At 65.9% G+C, this 4,782-nt stretch carries 6 protein-coding genes and 2 pseudogenes; 4 read left to right on the plus strand and 4 right to left on the minus strand.

The annotated features are described in order from the left end of the window. Positions 1-385 precede the first annotated feature (385 nt). A complete protein-coding gene (locus D3874_RS27680; RefSeq protein ID WP_119782909.1) occupies positions 386-808 on the plus strand; it encodes a hypothetical protein in 423 nt (140 codons plus the stop codon). A 31-nt stretch (positions 809-839) separates the two neighbouring features. On the opposite strand, the gene D3874_RS27685 is transcribed toward D3874_RS27680, so the two are convergent. From D3874_RS27685 to D3874_RS27690, 3 genes and pseudogenes are all read right to left on the minus strand, one after another. Further along, positions 840-1,370, minus strand: coding sequence for an HNH endonuclease (locus tag D3874_RS27685; RefSeq protein ID WP_119782910.1), 531 nt, complete (start codon positions 1,368-1,370; stop codon positions 840-842). After that, entirely contained in the window at positions 1,367-1,495 is a 129-nt protein-coding gene (locus D3874_RS31435; RefSeq protein ID WP_274380663.1) for a hypothetical protein, read from the minus strand. The genes D3874_RS27685 and D3874_RS31435 overlap by 4 nt, the downstream gene beginning before the upstream one ends. 426 nt (positions 1,496-1,921) lie before the next feature. Then, positions 1,922-2,359, minus strand: a pseudogene (locus tag D3874_RS27690) (aconitate hydratase); the annotation flags it as partial. Between the two features lie 19 nt (positions 2,360-2,378). Here D3874_RS27690 and D3874_RS27695 point away from each other — a divergent pair. The 3 genes and pseudogenes from D3874_RS27695 to D3874_RS27705 all read left to right on the plus strand — a co-directional run. Further along, positions 2,379-2,923 (plus strand): annotated as a pseudogene (locus D3874_RS27695) (aconitate hydratase); the annotation flags it as partial. A gap of 426 nt (positions 2,924-3,349) precedes the next feature. Beyond that, the gene (locus D3874_RS27700; protein WP_147385474.1) at positions 3,350-3,658 is read left to right on the plus strand and encodes a hypothetical protein; all 309 of its coding nucleotides are present in this window, start codon (positions 3,350-3,352) and stop codon (positions 3,656-3,658) included. Beyond that, entirely contained in the window at positions 3,640-4,005 is a 366-nt protein-coding gene (locus D3874_RS27705; protein WP_119775593.1) for an HNH endonuclease, read from the plus strand. The genes D3874_RS27700 and D3874_RS27705 overlap by 19 nt, the downstream gene beginning before the upstream one ends. Before the next feature lie 31 nt (positions 4,006-4,036). Here D3874_RS27705 and D3874_RS27710 read toward each other — a convergent pair. Continuing rightward, positions 4,037-4,782 (minus strand): polysaccharide pyruvyl transferase family protein (locus D3874_RS27710; RefSeq protein WP_147385891.1); only part of this gene is annotated, 746 nt, incomplete at its 5' end.

Below are 4,782 nucleotides of genomic sequence, written 5' to 3' on the forward strand. Positions count from 1 at the left end.
CGGCGTCGACCTGCCCGAACTGGCGCCGCCCCACCGACCCCGAGGAATTGACCAGCCGATGCTGGCGCGCATCGCCCGCCGCCTGGATGTCGATTTCCTGCCACCTACCTGGGTGCCTTCGATCACCTGATGGTGCGCACCGAGCGTAGCCTGCGGGTGGCCGGCGAGATCGATCTGCCGGTGTTCCTGGGCGGCGACTGGGCCCTGCGCCTGATCGCCGATACCTCGCCCGACGAGACGCCAACCCCAAGCGGGCGATCATCGTGCTGCGTGAATTCGCGCTCGAGATCATTCCCTACACCTATGTCCAGAAGATCGAGCGGCTGGTTTTGGGCCTCAAGGAACAGGGCTGGGAGCCGGTCCTGCTGCCGTTCTGCCGGAAGACGTGCGCAACGCCAAGGAACTGGGCCTCGACAAGCTGGCCCCGACCTGGGAGCACTGGTGGAACCCGCGCCGCATGAAGCAGATCATGGCGCAGAGCGGCCTGGTGATCAGCGTCGGCCGCCTCCATGCGGTGATCTTCGCCGCGCCGTCGTTCGATGTGCCCGTCTGTTCCCTGGCGCCGCCCTTGAAGCTGCCCTCGGGCAAGAAGTCGATCTCGAAAATCGATTCCCTGTGCGCCGACTGGGACATCGACCAGTTCTTCGACGTCGAGGAATTGCTGGCCGCCGCCGCCGAAGGCCGCCTGCGGCCCGCCAGCCGCGAGAAGGTGACCGCCGCCGCCCAGCGCCTGGACGAATCGATCGCGCAAATGAAGGCGATCATGAGCGAGCGCCTGGAAGAGAAGGGCCTGGGCCCGGCCGCCTGAACGATAACCGGATGGTTACCGTCCAGGGTTATTACCGCTCCAGCGTGACGTTCCAATAGTCCTGGTCGGTCATGCCGGAAGGGAAGGCCGGGTTCGTCACGGCCAGTACCCGCTCGTCCGACAGCTCCGGAATGCCCGGAACCTCCGGCCAGAACGGCACGTAGGCGCGCCAAGTGGCCGGCACGCCGCGGGGCGGAAAGCGCCGGGCGATCCGGTTCAACTCGGCGACCGTGGGATGCCACAGGCGGACATGCAGGGTCATGCCGGCCTGCTCCGCCCGCCTGGCGCCTTTGCGCTGGTTGCACGGGAAGCAGGCCAGGGCCGTGTTCAGCCAGCCGCCGCCATAGCCGTCGCACTTGGGCAGGACGTGGTCGAAGGTCACGTCCCGCTGGGGCATGCGCTTGCGGCAATAGGCGCAACGACCCTCGTCCCGGATCCAGATGCCGGCGCGCGACAGGGGGGCCGGCGTATCCAGCCGGACATAGGTCTTCTGCACCACCACCGAAGGCAGGTTCAAGGCCAGGTGCTGGCTGTGGACCTTGCGGTTGTAGACCTCGATCACGTCGACGCTGCCTTGAACATGCCGCGCACGGCGTCGTTCCACGGCATGGTGTGCAGCGGGTAAAGCCCCAGGGGCTGGTAGTCGGCATTCAGGACAAGGGCCGGGTAGGCCGCCATCGGTCTCATCGGGAACTCCTGTCTACAATTCAGTATCCCATGTTCATTGCGGTTCTTGGTCGTTATCGCTCGCGCTGGAGGAATTTCTGCGTCGGGCAAAGAAAAACCCCTCCAGTTCGGGTCCTGGAGGGGTTCTCGAAAATTCGAGGATCGTGGGTCGCCTACCCGCGATCGTACCCTCCACGGCCCAGGCGGCCTGCCCCCATGCCGGCATGGCCGGCGTAGGGCGACAGGCAAAGGCGACCGGCAACGGCCGGCGGCCGTTCGGTTCCATTTTTGTCTGCGACCAAAGGGCCGGCATGCTGTCGCTCCCAGGGGGCGGGTTGGTTCTGCAGTCGGAATCGCTCAAACTGCCGTCTCGCGTCAAGGAAATTCGCACGCCAGAAAGAAAAGCGCCGGCGCGGTTGCCCGCGCCGGCGCCTGGGAACCAGCCGCTCAGGCGGCTTTCAGCAGGCCGCGCAGCACGTAGTGCAGGATGCCGCCGTTCTTGAAGTATTCGACCTCGTCGACCGTATCGATGCGCAGCAGCAGGGCGATCTCCTTCACCGTGCCGTCGGCCTTGGTGATGCGGCAGGTCACGTCCATGCCCGGGGTCAGCTTCTCGGCAAAGCCCACAAGGTCGATTGTGTCGGTGCCGTCGAAGCCGATCGACTTGCGGTCGGCGCCGTCCTTGAAGACCAGGGGCAGTACGCCCATGCCGACCAGGTTCGAGCGGTGGATGCGCTCGAAGCTCTCGGCGATCACGGCCTTCACGCCCAGCAGGTTGGTGCCCTTGGCCGCCCAGTCGCGCGACGAGCCGGTGCCGTATTCCTTGCCGGCTACGACGACCAGCGGCACGCCCGCCTTCTGGTACTTCATCGAGGCATCGTAGATCGGCTCCACGACGGGTTCCACCTTCGCCAATATCCGCATCAAGAACGAGCTGGTGCCGGGGACCGAGGGCGGCGTCACCACCTACTACGGCAAGCCCGCGAGAAGGTGGAACCCGTCGTGGAGCCGATCTACGATGCCTCGATGAAGTACCAGAAGGCGGGCGTGCCGCTGGTCGTCGTAGCCGGCAAGGAATACGGCACCGGCTCGTCGCGCGACTGGGCGGCCAAGGGCACCAACCTGCTGGGCGTGAAGGCCGTGATCGCCGAGAGCTTCGAGCGCATCCACCGCTCGAACCTGGTCGGCATGGGCGTACTGCCCCTGGTCTTCAAGGACGGCGCCGACCGCAAGTCGATCGGCTTCGACGGCACCGACACAATCGACCTTGTGGGCTTTGCCGAGAAGCTGACCCCGGGCATGGACGTGACCTGCCGCATCACCAAGGCCGACGGCACGGTGAAGGAGATCGCCCTGCTGCTGCGCATCGATACGGTCGACGAGGTCGAATACTTCAAGAACGGCGGCATCCTGCACTACGTGCTGCGCGGCCTGCTGAAAGCCGCCTGAGCGGCTGGTTCCCAGGCGCCGGCGCGGGCAACCGCGCCGGCGCTTTTCTTTCTGGCGTGCGAATTTCCTTGACGCGAGACGGCAGTTTGAGCGATTCCGACTGCAGAACCAACCCGCCCCTGGGAGCGACAGCATGCCGGCCCTTTGGTCGCAGACAAAAATGGAACCGAACGGCCGCCGGCCGTTGCCGGTCGCCTTTTGCCTGTCGCCCTACGCCGGCCATGCCGGCATGGGGGCAGGCCGCCTGGGCCGTGGAGGGTACGATCGCGGGTAGGCGACCCACGATCCTCGAATTTTCGAGAACCCCTCCAGGACCCGAACTGGAGGGGTTTTTCTTTGCCCGACGCAGAAATTCCTCCAGCGCGAGCGATAACGACCAAGAACCGCAATGAACATGGGATACTGAATTGTAGACAGGAGTTCCCGATGAGACCGATGGCGGCCTACCCGGCCCTTGTCCTGAATGCCGACTACCAGCCCCTGGGGCTTTACCCGCTGCACACCATGCCGTGGAACGACGCCGTGCGCGGCATGTTCAAGGGCAGCGTCGACGTGATCGAGGTCTACAACCGCAAGGTCCACAGCCAGCACCTGGCCTTGAACCTGCCTTCGGTGGTGGTGCAGAAGACCTATGTCCGGCTGGATACGCCGGCCCCCTGTCGCGCGCCGGCATCTGGATCCGGGACGAGGGTCGTTGCGCCTATTGCCGCAAGCGCATGCCCCAGCGGGACGTGACCTTCGACCACGTCCTGCCCAAGTGCGACGGCTATGGCGGCGGCTGGCTGAACACGGCCCTGGCCTGCTTCCCGTGCAACCAGCGCAAAGGCGCCAGGCGGGCGGAGCAGGCCGGCATGACCCTGCATGTCCGCCTGTGGCATCCCACGGTCGCCGAGTTGAACCGGATCGCCCGGCGCTTTCCGCCCCGCGGCGTGCCGGCCACTTGGCGCGCCTACGTGCCGTTCTGGCCGGAGGTTCCGGGCATTCCGGAGCTGTCGGACGAGCGGGTACTGGCCGTGACGAACCCGGCCTTCCCTTCCGGCATGACCGACCAGGACTATTGGAACGTCACGCTGGAGCGGTAATAACCCTGGACGGTAACCATCCGGTTATCGTTCAGGCGGCCGGGCCCAGGCCCTTCTCTTCCAGGCGCTCGCTCATGATCGCCTTCATTTGCGCGATCGATTCGTCCAGGCGCTGGGCGGCGGCGGTCACCTTCTCGCGGCTGGCGGGCCGCAGGCGGCCTTCGGCGGCGGCGGCCAGCAATTCCTCGACGTCGAAGAACTGGTCGATGTCCCAGTCGGCGCACAGGGAATCGATTTTCGAGATCGACTTCTTGCCCGAGGGCAGCTTCAAGGGCGGCGCCAGGGAACAGACGGGCACATCGAACGACGGCGCGGCGAAGATCACCGCATGGAGGCGGCCGACGCTGATCACCAGGCCGCTCTGCGCCATGATCTGCTTCATGCGGCGCGGGTTCCACCAGTGCTCCCAGGTCGGGGCCAGCTTGTCGAGGCCCAGTTCCTTGGCGTTGCGCACGTCTTCCGGGCAGAACGGCAGCAGGACCGGCTCCCAGCCCTGTTCCTTGAGGCCCAAAACCAGCCGCTCGATCTTCTGGACATAGGTGTAGGGAATGATCTCGAGCGCGAATTCACGCAGCACGATGATCGCCCGCTTGGGGTTGGGCGTCTCGTCGGGCGAGGTATCGGCGATCAGGCGCAGGGCCCAGTCGCCGCCCAGGAACACCGGCAGATCGATCTCGCCGGCCACCCGCAGGCTACGCTCGGTGCGCACCATCAGGTGATCGAAGGCACCCAGGTAGGTGCGCAGGAAATCGACATCCAGGCGGCGGGCGATGCGCG

The organism is Oleomonas cavernae (assembly GCF_003590945.1).
GTDB lineage: Bacteria > Pseudomonadota > Alphaproteobacteria > Zavarziniales > Zavarziniaceae > Zavarzinia > Zavarzinia cavernae.

Excerpts from the sequence above, each read along its gene's own strand:
- D3874_RS31435 (WP_274380663.1), bottom strand. The coding sequence starts at position 1,495 with ATGAGACCGATGGCGGCCTACCCGGCCCTTGTCCTGAATGCCGACTAC.
- D3874_RS27700 (WP_147385474.1), top strand. The coding sequence starts at position 3,350 with ATGAGACCGATGGCGGCCTACCCGGCCCTTGTCCTGAATGCCGACTAC.
- D3874_RS27705 (WP_119775593.1), top strand. The coding sequence starts at position 3,640 with ATGCCCCAGCGGGACGTGACCTTCGACCACGTCCTGCCCAAGTGCGAC.